Source organism: Serratia quinivorans, assembly GCF_946227985.1.
GTDB classification, from domain to species: Bacteria; Pseudomonadota; Gammaproteobacteria; order Enterobacterales; family Enterobacteriaceae; genus Serratia; species Serratia quinivorans_A.
Map to the genome: position 1 here is coordinate 465184 of NZ_CAMKGL010000002.1, position 20217 is coordinate 485400.

The window sequence follows — 20217 nt, forward strand, 5'->3', positions numbered from 1 at the left end:
TCCGCGTGAGTAATATGTCGCTCGATTTTTCCCAGAATGAGTTCCAGCCATTGGCCGCGCGGATGCGGCCGACCACGCTGGCACAGTATATCGGCCAGCAGCATCTGCTGGCCGCCGGCAAGCCTTTGCCGCGCGCTATCGAGGCGGGGCAACTGCATTCGATGATTCTGTGGGGGCCTCCGGGCACCGGGAAAACGACGCTGGCGGAATTGATCGGCCGTTATGGTCAGGCGGACGTCGAGCGTATTTCTGCCGTCACGTCCGGGATCAAAGAGATCCGTGAGGCGATCGAGCGAGCACGCCAAAACCGTGACGCCGGTCGCCGCACTATCCTGTTTGTCGATGAGGTCCATCGCTTCAACAAAAGCCAGCAGGACGCCTTCCTGCCGCACATTGAAGACGGCACCATCACCTTTATCGGCGCCACCACCGAAAACCCGTCTTTTGAGCTTAACTCGGCGCTATTGTCACGGGCCCGTGTTTATTTGCTGAAGGCACTGACCGCCGAAGATATCAGCCAGGTGCTGGATCAGGCGATGCAGGACAGCAGCCGGGGCTTTGGCGGCCAGAACATCGAACTGCCGGAAGAGACGCGTCGCATGTTATCAGAGCTGGTTGGTGGCGACGCCCGCCGGGCGCTGAACAGCCTGGAGATGATGGCGGACATGGCGGAGATCAACGCCAAAGGCATTCGCGTGTTGACACCGGAATTACTGAAAGAAGTTTCCGGCGAACGCAGCGCGCGTTTCGACAATAAAGGTGACCGCTTTTACGATCTGATCTCGGCGCTGCATAAATCGGTGCGTGGTTCAGCACCGGATGCTGCGTTGTACTGGTATGCACGTATTATTACCGCCGGGGGCGATCCCCTGTATGTGGCACGCCGGCTGCTGGCGATTGCTTCTGAAGATGTGGGTAATGCCGATCCGCGTGGCATGCAGGTAGCCATCGCAGCCTGGGACTGCTTTACCCGCGTCGGCCCGGCGGAAGGCGAGCGGGCTATCGCCCAGGCTATTGTCTATTTGGCCTGCGCGCCAAAAAGCAACGCCGTTTACACGGCCTTCAAAGCGGCAATACGTGATGCCAAAGAGATGGCTGATTATGATGTCCCCGAACATCTGCGCAATGCGCCAACCAAGCTGATGAAGGAAATGGGGCTGGGTGCAGAGTATCGTTATGCTCACGATGAGCCCAATGCCTATGCCGCCGGCGAGGATTACTTCCCACCCGAAATGGCCAGGACGCGTTACTATCATCCAACCACGCGCGGGCTGGAAGGTAAAATTGGTGAAAAGCTGGCATGGCTTGCTGAGCAGGATCAAAATAGCCAGACAAAACGCTACCGCTAGCGTTGCCGTTGCGGTAAGGTTAGCGGGTATCACTCTTCCTTTATGCGGCTTCAAATTCAGCCGAATAAAACATCAAATTTTCTTTCAATAACAATAAGCACAGGATTAGCATGCTCGATCCCAATCTGCTGCGTAATGAGCTAGACGCAGTCGCCGTCAAACTGGCTCGCCGAGGCTTTAAACTCGATCTGGATCTGCTGCGTTCTCAAGAAGAGCGTCGCAAAGTTCTGCAGGTAGAAACCGAAACGCTGCAGGCAGAACGTAACTCCCGATCGAAATCCATCGGCGCGGCTAAAGCACGCGGGGAAGACATTGAGCCGCTGCGTCGCGAAGTAAACGAACTGGGTGACAAGCTGGACACGGCCAAGGCCGCGCTGGATCAGCTGCAGGCTGAAATCCGTGACTATGCGTTGGCGATCCCGAACCTGCCTGACGATGAAGTACCAGACGGTAAAGACGACAGCGATAACCTGGAAGTCAGCCGCTGGGGTGAACCGCGCCAGTATGATTTCCCGGTGCGCGATCATGTCGATCTGGGCGAAATGGCCGGTGGTCTGGACTTTGCCGCTGCGGTAAAACTGACCGGTTCACGCTTTGTGGTGATGAAAGGGCAAATTGCCCGCATGCACCGTGCGTTATCCCAGTTCATGCTGGATCTGCATACCGAACAACACGGCTACCAGGAAACTTACGTTCCTTACCTGGTTAACCATGCCACACTGTTCGGTACCGGCCAGTTGCCGAAATTTGGTGAAGACCTGTTCCACACCAAACCGCTGGAAGAAGAATCCGACAGCAGCAACTACGCACTGATCCCAACCGCAGAAGTGCCATTGACCAACCTGGTGCGCGACGAGATCCTGGAAGAGGAATCTTTGCCGCTGAAGCTGACTGCGCATACGCCTTGTTTCCGTGCCGAAGCCGGTTCTTATGGCCGTGACACCCGTGGTTTGATCCGCATGCACCAGTTCGACAAGGTCGAGATGGTGCAGATCGTCCGTCCGGAAGACTCGATGGCTACGCTGGAAGAGCTGACCGGTCATGCAGAGAAAGTGCTGCAGTTGCTGAACCTGCCATATCGCAAAATGTTGCTGTGTACCGGTGATATGGGCGCAGGCTCGTGCAAGACCTACGATCTGGAAGTGTGGCTGCCGGCGCAGGATACTTATCGTGAGATCTCATCCTGCTCTAACATGTGGGATTACCAGGCACGCCGCATGCAGGCCCGTTGCCGCAGCAAAACCGAGAAGAAGCCGCGCCTGGTGCATACGCTGAACGGTTCTGGTCTGGCGGTCGGTCGTACGCTGGTGGCAGTGCTGGAAAACTACCAGCAGGCTGATGGTCGTATTCAGGTACCGGAAGTATTACGCCCATATATGGGTGGTCTGGAATATATCGGTTAACGAATTAGTTATGCTACGAAAAGCGCCTGCGGGCGCTTTTTTTATATAAAAATTATTACTCCCTTGTTCGAAAGCCATTTTCTTTCAGATGCTTCCCCTGCTTTATTGATAGCCGACAAAGTTCACTACTCAAGCCCATTTGCATGGAGTCATGTCCGCTGTGGGCACTGAACTTTGGCCCAATCGAAAAATTACGGCAACGGCATGGCACCCTGGCGCAGGTGGCTCCGCTGCCGGCGGCGCATCTTATCCGGCCCGGCATAGTGCTGAAACCAATGCCAATAGCCGGCCAGGTGGCGATACCACGGGCTATTTGGCCAATCCGAAGGCGGTTTAATATGGGCATGGGATGGCATGAGTGGCCGCTGATGGGCATCGCTATTGTCGCTTCTAGGCTACACCTGGGGTACCGTTACGGGCGTTTAACGCGTTAAACCGCATTGGCGCTTCGGCGTTGAGTAACGAAATTGCCAGCGGCGCGTTGTTCTTTGCCGTCGGTTTTTTTGGGTTGCCGGCGATACTGGGCAGAATGCCAGCGGCTTTGGGTAAAGTATGGCGCTGGGCGCGGTCTTTGTTTACGCCATGACGCGGGGGTATCAAATCGATACTGTGCCAACCTGGCATAACGGTTACACTACGCTGAACTTTTTCCTGACGACGCTGATCTGCGGGCCGTTGCTGGGCGTTTTATTGCTGCGTGCGGCTGGATTAGCGGTATCAGCCCGCTATTCGCTGGCTATTCTTAGCGTGGTGGCACTTGTTGGCAAGCCTGTGTGCAGTGATGATGCAAGGCTATGAGTTGGCCAGTATCAATAGCTCGGTACAGCAGGCATCCACGCTGATCCCGCAATTTGGCCAGTTAATGGTTGGGCAGCTGGTGTTGGTGGTGTCAGGTTTAGGCTGTTGGATTTGCCCACTGTTGCGCCGGGGTAACGCGAGCGTGATGGGGATGGTTTTGGGTTTGATTTTGGTTATCGCCGGTGAGTTGGTAGGCCGTGGTGTGTTCTATGGCCTGCATATGACCGTTGGCATGGCGGTAGCCGGTTAATATTGTAGTCAGGCACAGTTCGCTGTGCCCTTAATAGGATCCTTGATTTATGACGCTTGAAAATATCGCTTTAACGGGCCGGGTGCTGGGCGTGTTGTTGTATGCACCGCCAGAAAGTGAAGACGGTCAACAGCTGTTGGCAACCTTGTCTGAATCTGAGTGGGTCAAAGAGTGGCCGTATGGCGACGCCGAGCAGTTGCAGACGGCGGCAGCACTGATCGCCACCGGCATTGAAGATGAACAAGAGGAGTCGTTGGCAGAGGCTTACCAACGTCTGTTTGTCGGGCCTGACACCTTACCGGCTCCGTTATGGGGTTCGGTGTATCTGGACAAAGAGAACGTGCTGTTTGGCAATTCTACTTTGCGCCTGCGCAGGTGGTTGCGTTCGAATGGTATCGACGCGCAACACGATCGCAATGAGCCGGAAGATTACATCGGTACCTTGTTGATGATGGTGGCATGGTTAGCCGAAGAGCGTCAGGGTGGGTTGGTGGAGCAATTGCTGACCAAACATTTACTGCCTTGGGCACCGCGCTATCTGGAATTGCTGCAGGCGAATGCGCAACATCCTTTCTATCTTGGGCTGGCGCAATTGGCGCAGGTCACTCTGAGCGCCTGGGCTGCCGAATGCTCTGCTGACGTTGAATCTTTAGATCTGCATTTCTGATACAAAGGAACGGCCGCCAAAGTAGGCGGCTGTTCCTGGTTTACCCTCCGCATCGACTCATAAAAGGGCGGGTTATCGCCAGTGCCTCCCCTCTGCTCCACCATCAGCTCCCTGAATGTTTAATTTTAATGAATTATTAAATCAATCTTAACATTCCATTGACATGCTTTATCGATGGGTGTAGTTTTTTTTGCGGATTATATGAGTAAAAGCTTCTTGGCATCGTTCTTAGGCTTTGCTGTACAAGGATTGTAAAATCACCTTAGTGGTTTTTTAATGCGCAGGTCACACATTATGATAGGCAATTTTAAAAATATTTTTATCGCTATTCTTAGCGGTTTTTTTCTTACCTTAATGTTTCAAGCCAACAGCGCTCTGTCTGAACAAACCTCTTCTGTCGTCGCCTCGTGGGTGGCACACGGTATTGGCATGTTGAGTTCATTGCTGCTTATTCTATTATTTGTTAAAAAAAATCCTCAGGAATCGAATAATAAGCCACAGAAACGATCCTGGTGGCTCTATCTTGGCGGAATTCCCGGAGCCTTTACCGTCATTTTGGCGACGATGGCAATTAACGGTGGCATTCCTCTCTCCAGCACAATTTCTCTTGGCCTGGTTGGGCAATTATTATTCGGTTTTGTCTCAGATCACTTTGGTTTATTCGGCTCACAAAAACGAAGAATGACACGCAGTAGCCTGTATATCTCTGCTCTGATTATTTCCGGCTGTTTTCTAATTATCTATAGCCTTTAGGGAGCGATGACGTGGATACGCTTATTTTTATTGCCCTGTTAAACGGGATGATTATTAGCTCTGCCAGGGTGATTAATGGCCAGCTGAGCGCCTCTATTGGCGCATTTCGCACCTCCTTATGGAATCACTCGGTGGGGTTCTTATTTCTGACCCTGATGGTGGCGGCGTTTTACTGGCAACAGCTAGGGCAGTTCCATTGGGCGCAAGTTCCGGCCTATGCCTGGATTGGTGGTGGGTGTGGCGCGCTGTTCGTGGCAACCAGCAGCTACGTGTTCCCCAAAATGGGGGCGCTGAATACTTCGGTATTAATTATTGGCGGTCAGATGTTCTCGGCCGTGCTGTTTGATGTGATTAATCAAGGTGGGCGCAGTCATCTCATTCAGCTATTGGGAGTGGCACTGATCACCCTTGGGATCATCCTATCGACACTCGAGAAATATCATCATGATAAATGAACTGTTAGATGATCAGCGATACGACATAGAGTTTAACGGGCATCTCACCAACCATGTTAAACATGCGGTTATCGCCTTGGCTGGATTGGGCGTGCCTGAGGAACGCATCCTTTGGTATTACCGCCGCTATGCCGCCATGACGCCTTACGGCATGGGGTTGGAGCCACCCAGAAAAGCCAGGTATCAGGTTGACAGTGCGAACTGGCGTAGCCTGCTGGGCAAACGCAGCAGTTTTAGCGCCTATTGCGACTTTTTCCGGCAGCAGATACGTGAACAGGGTCGTGAACAGGTGCTTGCCAGCTACCTGCCGGAACTGATTGATGGTTGGGTGGGTTCGTTGACGCACGGCACCATTCATCTGGGCTGGGCGTTGCTGGCCGAGCATGAGGTGATGATCGTCGAAGGCTTGGCCTATATGGCCTATTCGTACGTACCCTGCCATCATCGACGCTCTCGATACGACCCTCGTCTTGCGGAGCCAGCGGTCTTTGACTCTGTGCTACGTTTGGCGAACGGCTGGCAGCAACGGCGGGAAGAAATGCTGGCCTGGCAGAGCGCAGTTATTGAAACGCCTGCTGAGGAAATCAAGGCGCGTATCCATCCTGAATTACAGCGTTCCGGTCTGCAATATCGCATAGCCTGCGTGCTGGAGCAGGGCCATGAGGAGATTTATCGCCAGCCGGAGTGGCTGACGCAACAGAGCCTCGAGCAGGCCTGGGCGCAACTCTATCAGACGGTCACATTAATCTACCTGACCACTCCGGGAAATTTTCTGCTGCTTCACTTATTGACGTCATTGTTGGCCATGGAACAAATCGCCGGGCATTTACCTGAGCAAGAAGCGCGCGAGGTGCTTTGTAGCTACTGGGTCGGGATGCAGTGCATGTTGTTTGCCACCGATAGTTTGGCTCACCCTGATAAGCTACAATCTCTCCAGCATCTTTATGCCGATGAATACGACGATATCCGCGATCCGCTATGGGAACGCGAGTGGCGGCAGCTCACCGCGCGAGCCGTGGAAGAGGAAGAGGAGCATAACCCAAAACTGGTTTATGTGATGAAACTGCTATGGTTGCGTACCAAATGCACCCTGTATCGTGCCACCGCACATCAGTTCACCACAACTCCCCAATTGCCGCCGTCGTTTGAACATGCACCTAACCTGGAGTGAGAGGTCAACAGAGTGAATAACAAGCCTGCTGCAAAGTTCATTGATAAATTAGGCTGGGTTTATATCCAGGATAAAAAAGTCCTGATGGCTCGTTCGTATAACAAGGAGACGTTTTATATTCCCGGCGGCAAACGGGAAATAGGAGAGAGCGATCGAGACGCTTTGACCCGAGAAATTAAAGAAGAACTTTCCGTCGATTTAATTAATGACAGTATTATTTCACTGGGCGAATTCCATGGGCAAGCCGATGGTAAACCTGCAGGCGTGATGGTGAAGATACATTGTTTTTCTGCCGATTTCAGCGGTGAAATCAAAGCCAATGCCGAAATAGAAGAGATTTCCTGGTTAACCCATGCGGACTGCTATCGCTGTTCCGAAGTTGCGGTAAAAGTATTGAACGAGCTCAAGGAAATACACCTTATCGACTGATGATTACCTGTTGATATTGATAAGTTACAGACTGACTTTTATTTTTAATCGATATAAGCCTTCCTTTCACCCAAGCCGGTGAAGGGCGGTGCTTATGCATCTATTACTCTGTTAAAAGAACAAGGTTATGAAACTTTCTAATATTCATCTGCTGGCCCCAAGTCATTATCTTACTTATTTACACACTCAAATCCGTAATAAGCAGGCGGAGCACGCCTGCTTTGAATATTATAGCGATCAATTGCTGCGCCAACTGCTGGTGCAGGCCGCCGCATTACTGCCGTATGAAAAACATGAGGTGATTACGCCAATTGGCGAAACCTACACGGGGCTAAAACTTGCCCGTGGTATTTGCGGCGTTTCGGTGATCCGCGCCGGGGAAAGTTTTGAGGGTGAGTATCGCAGAATGTTTAGCGGCCAGCCGATAGGCAAAATACTTATTCAACGCAATCCGCAAAGCAAGCTGCCAAAATATTTCTACTCTCATTTCCCCGACGACATTGCCGAACGCGCCGTGTTGCTATTTGAACCTATGCTGGCCACGGGCGGATCGCTGATCATGGCAATCGAAACGCTGTTGGAGCAAGGCGTGCCGGTGGAAAATATCTATGTTGTTAATGTATTGGCATCGCCGGTAGGGGTCGATCGTTTGTTTACCCGCTTCCCGGCCATCCAACTGGTGACGTCGTCCATTGAGCAGGGACTCTCGGATCAGGCCTTTATGAAACCGGGGATCGGCGACTTCGGTGACCGTTATTTTGGTACCCGGCACGGGTAATTAAACTCTACAAAGGAAAAAACATGCCGCACGTGAAAATTCAGCACTTTCCGCAGGTGCTTTCCCAAACCGCCAAGAATGCTTTGGCAGAGGAGATAACGCGGGCTATTACGCAAGCATTACAGTGCGATGCCGGTGTCGTTTCCATTGCAATAGAGCAGGTGTCTGCCGATGACTGGCAGACGCAGGTTTATCGCCCGGAAATAGAAAATAAAAAAGACTGTTTAATTAAAGTCCCTAATTACTGACCTTCAAGAAGATGACATCTATGAAACCTGAACTCCGAGTCATTATGTTTGACCTTGACGGTACCCTTTTTGATACGGCGAGAGCGATAGTGTCTGCCTTTCGTGCCACCTTTCAACAACTGCAGTTACCACAACCGGCCGATGATGAGCTGATCCGTGAAACGATAGGCCTGCCGTTGGAGCGTGCCTTTGCACAATTGCTGTCTCAGGAGGCCGATGGGCGGGCAGTGGCTGACTGCGTAGCGGAGTATCAACGGCAGTTTCAGACGCTGATTTTACCCATGGCGGCTTCGCTGCTATTTCCTGGCGTCGCTGCGGGCCTGCAACAGTTGAAAGAAGCCGGTTTTCATCTGGCAGTGACCACCAATAAGTTCGCACGCAGTGCAAATTCGCTATTGGCGGCGGCGGGCATTGCTCCGCTGTTTGATGTGGTGGTTTGTGCCGACCAGGTGACGGAGAAAAAACCGGCGCCGGAGTCCGGCAACAAAATCCTGGATCACTATCAGGTCAGAGCGATCGAGGCGGTGATGGTGGGGGATACTACGCACGACATATTGATGGCTCATCAGGTTGGCTGTCAGGTGATCGCGGTGGATTATGGTATCCAAAATCGTAAGGTACTGGCCGCGGCCGAGCCCAGCATTATTGTAAGCTCTTTTGCCGCCGTGGTTGACTGGTGCCGGCACAGAGAGGTTAGTCGCGTAGCAGGCTAGCAGCAGCAAAGGAATTACTGGTTATTCAGGGCCGCAGACAGCGCTATTTCTTAATGGTGAAAGTTTACGGGCGATAAATATCGCCATGCTTACACTGATAACGTAATTAGCGCCATGACGAATAAATAGATCCAAAGGATATGGGCAAAAAGTCGCTCAGGCTCATGCCTGCGAAAAAATGACGTCAGTTGTAATCTGCCAACTGACAACTATTAACTCTGAAAGAGGGTGAGTGCCGAAAAGTTGTATGGATAACGACAGTAATGACAACGACAGATATCCCTAATTGTATAAGGTTGGGCAATTCCCTGAATGGGAAGTGCTGCTAAAGCACGTCGTCATTACAACCCTACCGGGATCCTTGCAAATGTGAGGCGTTCATAGAGTAAAAATGGATATTTCGGCGGGACTATTTGAACAGTTGGCTCAACACTATAGCCAGCAACCCGAAGCCATAGCGGTACAGGACGCGGACGGCGTACTGAATTATCGCGACTTCTGCCATCATGTTTTCAGTATTGCCTCCTGTTTGCGGCAGCGGGCTAGAACAGACAGCGTTTGTATCGGTTTATTCTGCGAGCCTTCCACTATTGTGGTAAGCGGCGCCTGGGGGATTTTGGCCAGCGGCTATGCTTATTTACCTTTGGCGCCAGAATATCCCGATGAGCGGCTGCGTTATATGATTGCCGACTCTGCGGTAAAAGTTATTTTTTGCCAGTATCATCTCAAAGAAAAATTGCAAACGCTGATCGGGGCCGATGTCACGATTATTACCGACAATGACATTCCTTATCTTTCTGACTTACCCGAAGCAGCTTTTGACATTGCTGATGCCAGCGATACCGCGCGGCTGGCCTATGTCATTTACACCTCCGGCAGTTCGGGCAAACCGAAAGGCGTAATGGTCAACTACCCTAATATTTCCCGTCATATGCATTACCTGACCGGTCGTTTCGCTTTTGGCGCACACAGCAAAATTTTGCAGAAAACGCCCATGAGCTTTGATGCGGCACAGTGGGAGATCCTGGCGCCGGCGATGGGATGTTCGCTGGTGATGGCACCAAAGGATTGCTACCGCGATCCGGATATGATGGTGATGACATTGCTGCGTCATCAAATCACCAGTCTGCAATGCGTCCCGACGCTGCTGCAAGCGCTGGTCGAGCAGCCACTGTTGCAGGATTGCCAGGCGCTAACCCAGGTCTTTTGCGGCGGCGAAATATTGACGCGTAACCTGGCGCGGCAGTTCTTTCAGTGTCTGCCGCAGGCCGGCCTGGTCAACCTGTATGGTCCAACGGAATGTACCATCAATGCGTCGGTGCACGAGGTTGAGAAAGAGGGGCTGGAACAGTCGCCGGACGCCGTTTCAATTGGCAGGCCGGTGGTGGATACCGCGTTTTATGTACTTGATGCGCACCGTCAGCCGGTGGCCGAGGGCGAGAAAGGCGAGCTGTACATTTCCGGTGTGCAGGTGGCCAATGGCTATTTGCAGCGTCCCGAGTTGACGGCTGAACGATTTCTGACGAATCCGTTTACCACTGCGGCCGAACATGCGCGTATGTATCGCACCGGCGATGTGGTTTACCGGGATAGCCTCGGCGATTACCACTTTTCCGGCCGGGCCGATAACCAGATTAAACTGCGTGGCTACCGTATCGAGCTCGATGAAATTCGCCTGGCGATTGAGCGTCACCTCTGGGTGAAAAGGGCGGCGGTGATGGTCAATGAGGATGAGCGAACCCACTATCAAAACCTGATCGCCTGCGTCGAGTTGGACTCGCAGCATGCGGTGTTGATGGATCAGGGTGTCCATGGCGAGCATCATCAATCCAAGGCCAGTCGGCAACAGGTTAAAGCTCAGCTGTCCAATGCGGGGTGCCGCAGCGAGGAGGAGTGTCGGGCATTGCCCGCGATCGCGCTTGGCGGCGCACAGGCTACAGCGCAGCAAAGCTATCGGGCTTTCAGCCGCAAAAGTTACCGTTTCTTTGAAGGGACGACGCGGGTCACCGAGGCGCAATTATTGTCGATCCTGGGGCGTAGCCCGCGCGCCGTATTAGCGAGTGAGCTGCATGCGCTGTCGGCGGAGGATTTTGGCGCGCTGCTGCGTAACTTTGGCCAGTTCGCCAGTGAAAAACGTTTGTTGCCCAAATACGCCTATGCATCGCCGGGGGCGTTGTATTCGGTTCAGATGTATCTCGAACTTCACCGCATGTGTGACTGGCCGGCGGGGATCTATTATTACCACCCTGTACACCACCGCTTGTATTGCGTATGCGAACTGCCTGAACAGGCAACGGCGAGCCTTAAAATCCATTTTATCGGCAAACGCGCGGCCATCGATCAGGTTTATCAGAACAATATTCAAGAGGTTCTGGAGATGGAGGCGGGTCATATGTTGGGGCTATTCGATGAACTGTTGCCGGAATATGGCCTGCAGGTCATCAACGGTGCCAAACCGGAGGCATTGCCACAGTGGTATGACGGAGCCGCAACTGACTATTATTTTGGCGATTACCGCATTCAGCCTGCCAATATGGAGGCCGTTGTCGAGCATCCGGAATTTTTTGTCCAGGTGCATGCGCAGGGCGTCGCCGATATGTCTCCTGGGCTGTACCACTATCGCCAGGGAGCGCTGCATTTTATGGATGAGGAGATCCTGGCACGCCACCACGTTATCGCCATCAATCAGCAGGTCTATCAACGTGCGGGCTTTGGCATCATGCTGGTGAACAACCATGCCGATGCTCTGGGGCATTACATTATGCTGGGGCGTGCGCTGCATCGCCTGCAAGCCAATCCGCTGGGGCTGGGGATGATGTCGGCCGGCTATAGCTCGAAAAGCGGGCACGACTTGCCTGCCGCAAAGGCGATGAGGGCGCTGTTGACTCGCCACGGGTTACCGATGCAGAGCTGCTATTTCTGTATCGGCGGCCCGCTCAGCCAGTCGCAGCTGTGCCATGACGGCATGGATGAGGATCGGGTGCATATGCAAGGGCCAACCGAAATGCTGAAAGCCGATCTAGCCGTACAGTTGCCACAATATATGATCCCGAACCGCGTGCTGGTCATGGACAAACTGCCGCTAATGGCCAACGGTAAGGTCGACCAACAAACGCTTAATCGCATGTATGCTTGCCAACTCAATACCGAAAAGCCGCTCCTGAGTCCAGAGGGCGAATTGCAACAGCGTTTGGCCGAAATCTGGTGTCGGGTCATGAAGTGGGAAAGGGTCTCTGCGGATGATGATTTCTTTGAAAGCGGGGGTAACTCACTCACTGCAGTGATGTTTATCAACCAGGTAAACAAAGCGCTCGATATTAAATTGCCGATGCAGATCCTGTTCCAAACGCCGAACATCGTTGCTTTGGCCGACTGGATAGAACGCAATGCCTATCTCGCGCCACAGCTATCGCGCTTGGTGCCCTTTAATCGACAACAGGCACCGGCGATTTTCTGCTGGCCAGGTCTGGGAGGCTATCCACTAAGTCTGAAAGCGCTGGGAGAGAGCCTGAGTCAGGCGCGTGGCTTTTATGGCGTGCAAGCGCTGGGAATTAACGAAGGGGAGCTGCCGCTGGAGTCCATTCAGCAGATGGCGGCGGCCGATATCGTGCAAATCCGGCGCTTGCAGCCCCACGGGCCCTATACGTTGTGGGGATACTCGTTCGGCGCACGCGTGGCTTTTGAAGCGGCCTACCAGTTGGAGGCCGAAGGGCAGGAAGTGGAGGCGCTGTATCTGATTGCTCCCGGTTCGCCGAAAACGCAATTTGACCGAGAGCAAGAGGGTAACCAACAGGTCAGTTTCACCAACCCGGTGTTTGTGGCGATTTTATTTTCCGTTTTTGCCCGCCAGGTGGAGGGACCCTTGCTTGAACGCTGTCTGTCAGAGTGTCGCGAAGAGGGGGATTTTGTGCGTTTTATTTGCCGCTGTTTCCCACAGCTTCAGGTGGAACTGGTGGCGCGGATCATTGAGATCGTCAAGCAAACCTATGCCTTCGGTTATAACTTCGAGGAATTGCAGCAACGCCAGGTTCGGGCGCCGGTGACCGTTATTAAAGCGGCCGGTGACCATTATTCCCAACTTGAAAACTCACCGGCCCTGCAGGCCAATCCGCCGCGGGTGATCTCGCTGGCGGTGGACCATTACCAGCTGCTGCTGCCTGAAGGTGTCGCGCAACTGCAAGCGGCGTTGTTTCCCTCTGTTTCCGTTAATGTGATAAGTGAGTCATGATGCGAGCTAATTTACTGCCTTTAGTTATTCATCCAGAAGTGAAGGCCGCCCTGGAAAGTCACCGTGCGGTGGTTGCGCTGGAATCAAATGTCATTACCCATGGGCTGAACTATCCTGCCAATGTGGAGACTGCGCTGGCGGTGGAGGCGGCAGTACGCCGCAGCGGCGCGGTTCCTGCGACCATTGGCATTTGCGATGGCGAAATTTTGGTGGGCATGCACCGCGAACAGATCGAACGTTTCGCCACCACGCCTGGTATTGCGAAAGTATCCAGCAACAATTTGCCTTTTGTGCTGGCGCAAAAAGGCATGGGGGCCACCACGGTGGCTTCGTCGCTGATGCTGGCCGAACTGGCAGGCATTCGTTTCTTTGCCTCTGCGGGTATTGGCGGCGTGCATCGCGGGGGGGAGGACAGCATGGATATCTCTTCCGATTTGATTCAATTTACCCGCACCGACGTGACGGTGGTGTGTGCAGGTGCCAAAAATATCCTCGATATCGGGCGTACGCTGGAGTTTCTGGAAACCCAGTGCGTTCCCGTGGTGACCTATCAGACGGACGATTTCCCGGCATTCTATTGCCGCAGTAGCGGTTATCGCAGCCCGCAACGGCTGGACAGCCTGGAGGCGATTGCTCAGGCGATTGATATTAACCGCGCATTGCCGGGCAGTGCGGCCATGGTGGTGGCAGCCCCGACCAAACCGGAGGATGCGATTGACAGCCGTGACGTTCAGGCAGCGATCCAGACCGCCATCGAGGACGCGACCGCCGAAGGCGTGACTGGCAGCCAGGTAACCAAATTCATTATGAAAGCGGTAGAGCAGGCAACCCATGGCCGTTCGGCCATGGCCAACGCGGCGGTGTTGGTGAATACAGCCGAAATTGCGGGCCAGTTGGCCATGGTTTATCACCGGTCGCGCTAAGAAAAGCCGGCGTTGTCCTCAGGGAGGGGGCGACGCCGAAACCCGATTGGCGCATGCCTTAAAGGGTCATTGGAAGTTTGTTTTCTGAAGAAGTTACTCTGCGCCAGGGTGACAAAAAACAAATCGTGCGATCCACTGATAAGAGCTGATTGACTTTTTTATCGCCAGTGGCATGATGCGCGCACTCTCATTGCGCGTTCGGTTTCAATCTCACTATGTCCGCATATTCCCGGCCAGTGCTCCTGCTGCTCTGTGGCCTGTTGTTGCTCACGGTTTCTATTGCCGTATTGAATACGTTAGTTCCTCTTTGGTTAACCCATGCTCAGTTGTCAACCGGGCAGGTGGGAATGGTAAGTTCCTCTTACTTTACCGGCAATCTGTTTGGCACGCTGATGGCGGGCAAACTGATCCAGCGCATTGGCTTTACCCGCAGTTATCACCTTGCCTGCGTGGTGTTCGCCGTGGCGACCGCCGGTATGGCGTTGTCGCTCGATTTCTGGAGTTGGATGGGCTGGCGTTTCTTTGCCGGTATCGGCTGCGCCTGGATTTGGGTGATTGTTGAGAGCGCCTTATTGCGCAGCGGAAACCTATCCAACCGTGGCCAACTGCTGGCGGCCTATATGATGGTTTACTACCTGGGAACGGTGGTCGGCCAGCTGCTGCTGAGTATGGTGTCTACCGAACTGTTGAACGTGGTGCCCTGGGTGACGGCCATTGTGATCAGCGCCATATTGCCGATGTTGTTTGCCCGGATTAACAGCCAGCACGACGAACCTCAGCACGCCGCGGTTTGGCCGATGTTGAAACGCCGCAGTGCGCGGTTGGGCATCAATGGCTGTATTATCTCCGGTATTGTTCTCGGTTCGTTGTATGGCCTGATGCCGCTGTATTTATCCCATCAGGGGATGAGCGACGCCAACGTCGGTTACTGGATGGCATTACTGGTCAGTTCAGGCATTGTCGGCCAGTGGCCGGTAGGGCGCCTGGCTGATCGCTATGGGCGCCTGCTGGTGCTGCGTATTCAGGTATTTGTGGTGATCCTCGCCAGCGTGGCGATGCTCAGTCACTCTGCCATGGCACCGGCGCTCTTCATTCTCGGCTGTGCCGGGTTTACCCTGTACCCGGTGGCGATGTCCTGGGCCTGTGAGAAAGCGATGCCTCATGAGCTGGTGGCGATGAATCAGGCACTGTTGATGAGTTACACCATCGGCAGCCTGCTCGGCCCGTCGATGACGGCGCTGCTGATGCAAAATTATTCCGACCAATCGCTGTTTGTGATGATCGCCGCAGTAGCACTGGTCTATCTGATGATGCTGCTGAAGAAACCGGACCCTCAACACACCCCGCTGGCTGCTGCCTGAGCATAAAAAACCCGGCCATAGCGCGCCGGGTTTTTTGTTGTAGCCATGGCCTCAGTACATTACTTTGTGGCCGTAGCTTTCCAGAATGCCTTTGACGCGTTCCATGGTGTCCGCTTTCGGTGGATGGACGCCGTCCAGCTTGTACTCTTCCCCCATCGCCACCCACTTATGCTTGCCCAGTTCGTGATAAGGCAGCAGTTCGATTTTCTCGATGTTGGTCATGTCTTTGGTGAACTCACCCAGCAGGTGCGTCGACTTGTCATCATCTGACCAACCCGGCACCACGACGTAACGGATCCAGGTGCGTTGATTGCGCTTCGCCAGATAGCGGGCGAACTCCAGCGTGCGGTGGTTGGAAACGCCGACCAGATTTTGGTGAATGTCGTCGTTCATCTGTTTCAGATCCAGCATGACCAGATCGGTGGCATCCAGCAGTTCGTCGATCACCGGATCGTAACGGCGGACAAAACCATTGGTGTCCAGACAGGTGTTGATACCTTCTTCGTGACAGGCGCGGAACCAGTCGCGGACGAACTCGGCCTGCAAAATTGCTTCGCCGCCGGAAGCGGTAACGCCGCCGCCGGAAGCGTTCATAAAGTGGCGATAAGAGACGGCGTCTTTCATCAGCTCTTCCACGGTGACTTCTTTCCCGCCGTGGGTATCCCAGGTATCACGGTTGTGGCAATACAGGCAGCGCATCAGGCAGCCCTGGAAGAAAACGATAAAGCGGATCCCCGGGCCGTCTACGGTGCCACAGGATTCGAAGGAGTGGATACGGCCTTTTACTGACATTGCAGGGTTTTCTCCAATATTGACTGTCAAACGCAGTCTAAAAGTAGGCTTGTAACCGCCAGCCAGGGATCAGCGATGCAGCAAGCGGGCAGGGCCCGACGACTGGGGTGGAACGATTCCTGTTGGCCGGTTATTACGCCGGTTAACTGTTTTGCCGGAGAGCCATTCCCTAGAGTATAGCCATCTGGCAAAACAGACTCGCGCTGAGTCAGGGGAGTGCATTTATTGAAAAGGCCGGAAAGATCCGGCCCCGGGGTTCAGCTTAACCACCGGGCGGGAAACCCCGCCCGGATGGGGCAATTACATCGACTGAGTGAAAGTACGGGTAATTACGTCTTGCTGTTGTTCTTTGGTCAGCGAGTTGAAGCGAACGGCATAACCGGATACGCGGATGGTCAGCTGAGGATATTTCTCAGGGTTTTCCATCGCGTCCAGCAGCATTTCACGGTTCATCACGTTAACGTTCAGGTGCTGGCCACCTTCGATAGAGGCTTCGTGGTGGAAGTAACCGTCCATCAGACCTGCCAGGTTGGCTTTACGCACGTCGTCATCTTTACCCAGCGCGTTTGGCACGATGGAGAAGGTGTAGGAGATCCCGTCTTTCGCATAGGCAAACGGCAGTTTGGCTACGGAGGTCAGGGAAGCTACGGCACCTTTCTGGTCACGGCCGTGCATTGGGTTGGCACCTGGACCGAATGGAGCGCCTGCACGGCGACCATCTGGGGTGTTACCGGTTTTCTTGCCGTAAACCACGTTAGACGTGATGGTCAGTACAGACTGAGTCGCTACGGCATTACGGTAGGTACGCAGTTTCTGAATTTTCTTCATGAAACGTTCTACCAGGTCACAGGCGATGTCATCTACGCGAGCATCGTTGTTACCGAACTGCGGGTATTCACCTTCGATTTTGAAGTCTACGGCCAGGCCGTCTTCGTCACGGATGGTGGACACTTTAGCGTATTTGATAGCAGACAGGGAGTCAGCCGCAACCGACAGGCCGGCGATGCCGCAAGCCATGGTGCGATAAACGTCACGGTCATGCAGCGCCATCAGTGCAGCTTCATAGCTGTACTTGTCGTGCATGTAGTGAATGATGTTCAGCGCGGTCACGTACTGCTTGGCCAGCCAATCCATAAAGTGGTCCATGCGCTCCATGACTTTGTCATAGTCCAGTACGGTATCCATCATTGGCGCTTCTTTCGGGCCAACCTGGATTTTCATTTTTTCATCAACGCCGCCGTTGATGGCGTACAACATGGTTTTCGCCAGGTTGGCACGGGCACCGAAGAACTGCATTTGTTTGCCGACAATCATCGGGCTGACGCAACAGGCGATGGCATAGTCATCGTTGTTGAAGTCAGGGCGCATCAGGTCGTCGTTTTCATACTGTACGGAGGAGGTGTCGATAGACACTTTCGCAGCGTATTTTTTGAAGTTCAACGGCAGTTTTTCAGACCACAGGATGGTCATGTTCGGTTCCGGAGACGGCCCCATGGTGTACAGGGTGTTCAGGAAACGGAAGCTGTTTTTGGTGACCAGAGTACGGCCGTCAACGCCCATACCTGCCAGGGACTCAGTCGCCCAGATTGGGTCACCGGAGAACAGTTCATCATATTCAGGGGTACGCAGGAAGCGAACCATACGCAGTTTCATCACCAGGTGGTCAATCAGTTCCTGCGCCTGTTCTTCGTTCAGTTTGCCCGCGTCGATGTCGCGTTGGATAAACACGTCAAGGAAGGTGGACACGCGGCCGAAGGACATGGCTGCGCCGTTCTGGGATTTTACTGCGGCCAGGTAGCCGAAGTAGGTCCACTGTACGGCTTCTTGTGCGGTGGTGGCCGGGCCAGAGATATCACAGCCGTATTTGGCCGCCATTTCTTTAATTTGACCCAGAGCACGATGCTGTTCAGCGATTTCTTCACGCAGCTGGATGGTCATTTCCAGATCTTCGCCGTTTTCCAGCTTGGTCTGCAGTGACTTGAACTGGTTCAGCTTGTCGGCCATCAGGAAATCGATGCCGTACAGTGCTACGCGACGATAGTCACCGATGATGCGGCCACGGCCGTATGCATCAGGCAGACCGGTCAGCACGCCGGATTTACGGCAGTTCAGAATGTCTTTGGTGTAAACATCGAATACGCCCTGGTTGTGGGTTTTGCGGTATTCGGTGAACACTTTTTTCAGCTGTGGATCCAGTTCGCGGCCGTAAACCTTACAAGAACCTTCCACCATTTTGATGCCGCCGAATGGGATCAGCGCACGTTTCAGTGGTGCATCAGTCTGCAAACCAACGATGGTTTCCAGCTCTTTGGCAATGTAGCCCGCGTCGTGGGAAGTAATGGTAGCGGCAACGTTAGTGTCGAAATCAACTGGCGCATGGGTGCGGTTTTCCAGTTTGATCCCTTCCATAACCTTGTCCCACAAGGTGGAGGTGGCCTGAGTTGCACCAGCGAGGAAGGATTCATCACCCTCGTAAGGAGTATAGTTTTTCTGGATGAAGTCACGAACGTTGACCTCGTTCTGCCAGTCACCTTTACTGAAACCTTCCCAAGCTTTGGCTAACTTCTCGTTAAGTTCGGTCATTATACACCTACCTTTAATTGTGGAGTTCTAACTCGGCGCGCGGTAACTAACAGCTTAGTGCTGTTGTTCACCACCACGCAGATAAATTACCCAGTAAGTCAACCCAACCAGCAGGCCGCCACCAATGATGTTGCCAATGGTGACCGGGATCAGGTTGTCGATGATAAAGTTGCTTACGGTCAGATGAGCAAATTGCTCAGGTGTTGCCCCTACGGCTTGCCAGAATTCTGGCGTGGCGAAGTTTTTAACCACGATACCCATAGGGATCATAAACATGTTGGCGATGCTGTGTTCGAAACCGCTGGCGACAAACATGCCGACCGGCAGGATCATGGCGAACATTTTGTCCATCAGGCTGCGGCCGGAGTAGCTCATCCATACTGCCAGGCAGACCATCAGGTTAGCCAGGATGCCGAGGCAGACGGCCTCAACAAAGGTGTGATGCAGCTTGTGGTCCGCGGTTTGCAGAACGTTCAGGCCCCACTGGCCGTTGGCGACCATGTGTTCACCAGAGAACCAGATGAGTGCTACAAAGAACAGTGCGCCAATCAGGTTGCCAATATAGACATTCAGCCAGTTGGTGCCCAGTTGGCACCAGCTGATGCGGCCGCTGGCCTTGGCGATGACAATCAGCACGGTGGAAGTGAACAGGTCGGCGCCCGAAACCACCACCAGCATTAACCCCAGAGAGAAACAGATGCCACCGACCAGTTTTGCCAGGCCGAAAGGCACACCGGCAGTGCCGGTAGTCGCAGTGATATAAAACACGAATGCGATTGAAATAAAGACGCCGGCAGTGATCGCCAAATAAAACGTTTTCAGCGGATGCTTGGTGGCTTTATACACACCTGCATCCTCAGCGATTTTCGCCGTTGCTGCAGGTAATATCAGATCGAAGGGGTTGTCAGCTTTCACACTAACTCTCGCTTTTAAGGGTTAAAACAACGCAATAAGATACTAACAAAGCAGTATAGGGTAAAAATTGATTTGGATCATAAGGCGAGAAACTAAAGCGGTCAAAAACCAGATAAATTGCAGGGTTTATTGAGTTAACTAATTGAATTTAATGGTAAAACTATTTTTTAATGTTTGCAAATAATTTTGAAAAGACGGTGATGACAGCCTCGATAAGGTTAAATTTTAACGCATTTTGTCACTTTTCAGGTGGTAGGGTTTAATTATCGGTTAATTATTATTTCACCAACCAGTAACAATTACCGTTTTATTTATCTTGTTTGCCGATAAGTGCGTAATTAGGCGAAAAAAATAAACAGAAAACCCGCTTATTTAACCGTCAAAATAAGAGGTTGATATTT

16 protein-coding genes and 2 pseudogenes are annotated in these 20217 nt (G+C 53.1%); 15 read left to right on the top strand and 3 right to left on the bottom strand.

Annotated elements, in window-relative coordinates; genetic code table 11:
- Positions 1 to 5: 5 nt before the first annotated feature.
- The 15 genes and pseudogenes from OCH02_RS10755 (at position 6) to OCH02_RS10825 (ending at position 15526) form a co-directional block, all read left to right on the top strand.
- Positions 6 to 1349: a replication-associated recombination protein A gene (locus OCH02_RS10755; RefSeq protein WP_012006115.1), complete on the top strand. Its 1344-nt coding sequence runs from the start codon at positions 6 to 8 to the stop codon at positions 1347 to 1349.
- Positions 1350 to 1459: 110 nt separating this feature from the next.
- Complete coding sequence (serS, locus tag OCH02_RS10760) at positions 1460 to 2752, top strand: serine--tRNA ligase (RefSeq protein ID WP_261431213.1); 1293 nt, start codon at positions 1460 to 1462, stop codon at positions 2750 to 2752.
- A 131-nt stretch (positions 2753 to 2883) separates the two neighbouring features.
- Positions 2884 to 3089 (top strand): annotated as a pseudogene (locus OCH02_RS10765) (dimethyl sulfoxide reductase subunit B); the annotation flags it as partial.
- Between the two features lies 1 nt (position 3090).
- Positions 3091 to 3800: pseudogene (locus OCH02_RS10770) on the top strand (DmsC/YnfH family molybdoenzyme membrane anchor subunit).
- A 49-nt stretch (positions 3801 to 3849) separates the two neighbouring features.
- Complete coding sequence (gene dmsD, locus OCH02_RS10775) at positions 3850 to 4467, top strand: Tat proofreading chaperone DmsD (RefSeq protein WP_261431214.1); 618 nt, start codon at positions 3850 to 3852, stop codon at positions 4465 to 4467.
- 294 nt (positions 4468 to 4761) lie between these two features.
- On the top strand, positions 4762 to 5220 hold the full coding sequence (locus tag OCH02_RS10780) for a DMT family transporter (RefSeq protein ID WP_261431215.1): 459 nt from the start codon (positions 4762 to 4764) through the stop codon (positions 5218 to 5220).
- 11 nt (positions 5221 to 5231) lie between these two features.
- Positions 5232 to 5675, top strand: coding sequence for a DMT family transporter (locus OCH02_RS10785; RefSeq protein ID WP_261431216.1), 444 nt, complete (start codon positions 5232 to 5234; stop codon positions 5673 to 5675).
- Positions 5665 to 6846, top strand: coding sequence for a questin oxidase family protein (locus OCH02_RS10790; RefSeq protein WP_261431217.1), 1182 nt, complete (start codon positions 5665 to 5667; stop codon positions 6844 to 6846). The genes OCH02_RS10785 and OCH02_RS10790 overlap by 11 nt, the downstream gene beginning before the upstream one ends.
- A gap of 12 nt (positions 6847 to 6858) precedes the next feature.
- Positions 6859 to 7275, top strand: coding sequence for an NUDIX hydrolase (locus OCH02_RS10795; RefSeq protein ID WP_261431218.1), 417 nt, complete (start codon positions 6859 to 6861; stop codon positions 7273 to 7275).
- A 127-nt stretch (positions 7276 to 7402) separates the two neighbouring features.
- Complete coding sequence (upp, locus tag OCH02_RS10800) at positions 7403 to 8053, top strand: uracil phosphoribosyltransferase (RefSeq protein ID WP_135315917.1); 651 nt, start codon at positions 7403 to 7405, stop codon at positions 8051 to 8053.
- Positions 8054 to 8076: 23 nt separating this feature from the next.
- Positions 8077 to 8301 carry a tautomerase PptA gene (gene pptA / locus OCH02_RS10805; RefSeq protein ID WP_261431219.1) on the top strand — a complete coding sequence of 75 codons (225 nt, stop codon included), beginning with the start codon at positions 8077 to 8079 and terminating at the stop codon, positions 8299 to 8301.
- 20 nt (positions 8302 to 8321) lie between these two features.
- Positions 8322 to 9014 carry an HAD family hydrolase gene (locus OCH02_RS10810; protein WP_261431220.1) on the top strand — a complete coding sequence of 231 codons (693 nt, stop codon included), beginning with the start codon at positions 8322 to 8324 and terminating at the stop codon, positions 9012 to 9014.
- Positions 9015 to 9405: 391 nt separating this feature from the next.
- Complete coding sequence (locus OCH02_RS10815) at positions 9406 to 13242, top strand: amino acid adenylation domain-containing protein (protein ID WP_261431221.1); 3837 nt, start codon at positions 9406 to 9408, stop codon at positions 13240 to 13242.
- On the top strand, positions 13239 to 14165 hold the full coding sequence (locus OCH02_RS10820) for a pseudouridine-5'-phosphate glycosidase (RefSeq protein WP_261431222.1): 927 nt from the start codon (positions 13239 to 13241) through the stop codon (positions 14163 to 14165). The genes OCH02_RS10815 and OCH02_RS10820 overlap by 4 nt, the downstream gene beginning before the upstream one ends.
- A gap of 215 nt (positions 14166 to 14380) precedes the next feature.
- On the top strand, positions 14381 to 15526 hold the full coding sequence (locus OCH02_RS10825; protein WP_153857318.1) for an MFS transporter: 1146 nt from the start codon (positions 14381 to 14383) through the stop codon (positions 15524 to 15526).
- Positions 15527 to 15577: 51 nt separating this feature from the next.
- Here OCH02_RS10825 and pflA read toward each other — a convergent pair whose 3' ends face one another.
- The 3 genes from pflA to focA form a co-directional block, all read right to left on the bottom strand.
- Positions 15578 to 16318 (bottom strand): pyruvate formate lyase 1-activating protein, encoded by a 741-nt coding sequence (pflA, locus tag OCH02_RS10830; protein WP_012006131.1) that lies wholly within the window; start codon positions 16316 to 16318, stop codon positions 15578 to 15580.
- A gap of 300 nt (positions 16319 to 16618) precedes the next feature.
- A complete protein-coding gene (gene pflB, locus OCH02_RS10835) occupies positions 16619 to 18901 on the bottom strand; it encodes a formate C-acetyltransferase (RefSeq protein WP_135315923.1) in 2283 nt (760 codons plus the stop codon).
- A gap of 54 nt (positions 18902 to 18955) precedes the next feature.
- Positions 18956 to 19816 (bottom strand): formate transporter FocA, encoded by an 861-nt coding sequence (gene focA / locus OCH02_RS10840; protein WP_261431223.1) that lies wholly within the window; start codon positions 19814 to 19816, stop codon positions 18956 to 18958.
- Positions 19817 to 20217: the final 401 nt, after the last annotated feature.